Annotated in this window: 2 protein-coding genes; both read left to right on the top strand. The window is 41.7% G+C overall.

Features of this window, described 5'->3' with window-relative positions; translation table 11 throughout:
- The first annotated feature begins 73 nt into the window (after positions 1 to 73).
- Positions 74 to 2,278: a bifunctional (p)ppGpp synthetase/guanosine-3',5'-bis(diphosphate) 3'-pyrophosphohydrolase gene (locus tag LD39_RS16920; RefSeq protein WP_035550296.1), complete on the top strand. Its 2,205-nt coding sequence runs from the start codon at positions 74 to 76 to the stop codon at positions 2,276 to 2,278.
- A gap of 21 nt (positions 2,279 to 2,299) precedes the next feature.
- Positions 2,300 to 2,746 (top strand): D-aminoacyl-tRNA deacylase, encoded by a 447-nt coding sequence (gene dtd / locus LD39_RS16915; protein ID WP_035550293.1) that lies wholly within the window; start codon positions 2,300 to 2,302, stop codon positions 2,744 to 2,746.
- Positions 2,747 to 2,995: the final 249 nt, after the last annotated feature.

Raw genomic sequence — 2,995 nt, 5'->3', positions numbered from 1 at the left:
TTTTCATTCTTTTTTTGATAATGTTAAGCAAACCATCTTATGAAAGTAAGTTAAAAGAAACCAGGGTGATTGAATGGCGAAAGATACAGTATTAACTGCTGAAGAAGTGATCGAACAAGCAAGTAAATATTTGAATGACTTTGATCTTGCCTTCATTCGTCGTGCGTATCAGTTTGCTGAAAGTGCACACAGTGATCAATTCCGTAAATCAGGAGAACCCTACATCATTCATCCGATTCAAGTAGCAGGTATACTTGTCAATTTGGAAATGGATCCAGAAACAATCGCCGGGGGTTTTCTTCACGATGTCGTGGAAGATACGGATGTGACGCTGGAGGAAATTGAGAAGGCGTTTAATACAGAAGTTTCTATGCTTGTCGATGGAGTTACAAAACTAGGAAAAATTAAATATAAATCAAAAGAAGCTCAACAAGCTGAGAATCACAGGAAGATGTTCGTCGCAATGGCGAAGGATATTCGTGTCATTCTCATTAAATTAGCAGACCGTTTGCATAATATGCGCACGTTGAAGCACTTGCCTGCCGAGAAACAGCGAAGAATTTCTAATGAAACACTGGAGATTTTTGCTCCTTTGGCGCATCGTTTGGGGATTTCTACAATAAAGTGGGAGCTCGAAGACACAGCACTCCGTTATTTGAACCCACAACAATATTACCGGATTGTTCATCTTATGAAACAGAAAAGAAACGAGCGGGAGCATTACATTGAAGAAGTCATCGATGAAATCCGTGATCAGCTGAAAGAAGTGAATATTGACGCTGATCTCAATGGAAGACCGAAACACCTCTATAGCATTTATAGAAAAATGGTGCTTCAAAATAAGCAGTTCAATGAAATTTATGATTTATTAGCTGTAAGAATTACCGTGAACAGCATCAAGGATTGTTATGCTGTCTTAGGAATTATCCATACGTGCTGGAAGCCCATGCCAGGAAGGTTCAAGGATTATATTGCGATGCCTAAGCCTAATCTTTACCAGTCCCTTCATACGACGGTAATCGGTCCAAAAGGAGACCCCCTCGAGGTTCAAATCCGCACACACGAAATGCATGAGATAGCTGAGTATGGAATTGCGGCGCACTGGGCTTACAAAGAAGGCAGACCACATACAGCCGAACAATCTTTTGAAGAGAAGTTGACATGGTTCCGCGAGATTCTGGAATGGCAAAGTGAAACCCATGATGCTGAAGAGTTCATGGAGTCCCTTAAAGTCGATCTGTTCTCCGATATGGTTTATGTATTTACTCCAAAAGGAGACGTCATAGAGTTACCATCAGGATCTGTGCCGATTGATTTTGCCTATCGGATTCACACGGAAGTCGGGAATCAAACGATTGGTGCAAAAGTAAATGGAAAGATGGAGCCATTAGACTATGAGTTGAAAACAGGCGATATTATTGAGGTAATGACTTCTAAGCATTCATATGGTCCATCTAAAGACTGGATCAAACTTGCTCAAACGTCTCAAGCTAAAAATAAAATTAAACAATTCTTCAAGAAACAAAGAAAAGATGAAAACATTGCTAAAGGTAAAGAGCTTGTCGAGAGAGAGATCCGCAACTTTGGTATTCAGCCCAAAGATGTGTTGACGGCGGACAATTTGAAACGAGTTGCAGAGAAGTTCAATTTCAGCAACGAAGAAGACATGTATGCCGCCGTTGGCTATCAAGGGATCACTGCCGCTCAAATTGCCACCCGTATGACAGAGAGATTGCGGAAGCAACAACAAAAAGCTCAAGACTTGGAACAGACTCTTGCTGACGTAAGTACGACTGAAATCAAAACCCCGTCAAAAAGCGGCAAAAAAGATTCAGGTGTTCGTGTTGAAGGTGTAGATAATCTGCTGGTCCGCTTATCTAAGTGCTGTAACCCAGTGCCTGGTGACGATATCATCGGTTATATTACAAAAGGACGAGGAGTCTCCGTTCATAGAACCGATTGTCCTAATGTAGAGACAGAAGAAGCTCAAACACGTTTGCTACCTGTCAAATGGGAAACTTCGGTCACCGATTCGAAGCAATACCATGTGGATCTTGAAATATGGGGTTATGATCGCCGAGGGTTACTGAATGAAGTCCTTCAAGCTGTCAATGAAACGAAGACGAACATTACAGCCGTTTCAGGGAAGTCAGATCGAAATAAAATGGCGACGATTCATATCACCATCTTAATTCAGAACACGAGTCACTTACGTAAAATCGTAGAACGAATCAAACAAATTCAAGAAGTTTATACCGTAAGACGTGTCATGCAGTAGCGGGTAAAAGGAGTCATTTGTATGAAAGCAATCGTTCAGCGTGCGATGGATGCATCTGTAGAGGTGGAAAATAAGACAGTAGGCGCAATTAAACATGGTCTTGTCGTGTTATTAGGCGTCACCCACGAGGATACAGAAGAAGACGCGCGTTATTTAGCAAAGAAAATTCCATATCTTCGTATCTTTGAAGATGAAAATGAGAAAATGAATCTGTCGGTTCGGGATGTGAACGGCCGCATGCTTTCCATTTCACAATTTACGTTATATGGCGATTGCCGAAAAGGTAGACGCCCTAACTTTATGGAAGCCGCTAAGCCCGATCAAGCAGAAGAGCTCTATGAATCCTTCAATGAGCTTGTTAAAAGTGAAGGGGTAGAAGTAGAGACAGGCGAATTTGGCGCAATGATGAATGTTCATTTAACTAATTCAGGCCCTGTTACACTGATTCTTGATAGTAAAGAAAGATAGAAGGATGGCACATGACACCACGGAAGTAATTACTTCTGTGGATTTTTTTTGAGCTATTTTGAGTTCGGGAGTCACATAGTTTATTCCACTAAAGCACCCTATTCCGTAAGACTCAGTTTCGAGACTTTTATGTGCGATGATGGTGGCGGGAAAAACGACTCCCTTTCCGCGGGCATGCGCTGAGCCTCCTCAGGCTGCGCCGAGGCCACTGAAAAACTAACTTAATTTAAAAATTTACTGACGGAGCAT

Source organism: Halobacillus sp. BBL2006, assembly GCF_000786645.1.
In the GTDB taxonomy this organism is placed as follows: domain Bacteria; phylum Bacillota; class Bacilli; order Bacillales; family Halobacillaceae; genus Halobacillus.
The sequence above is the reverse complement of the archived record's forward strand: the minus strand, read 5'-3'. Positions and strand labels throughout refer to the sequence as shown.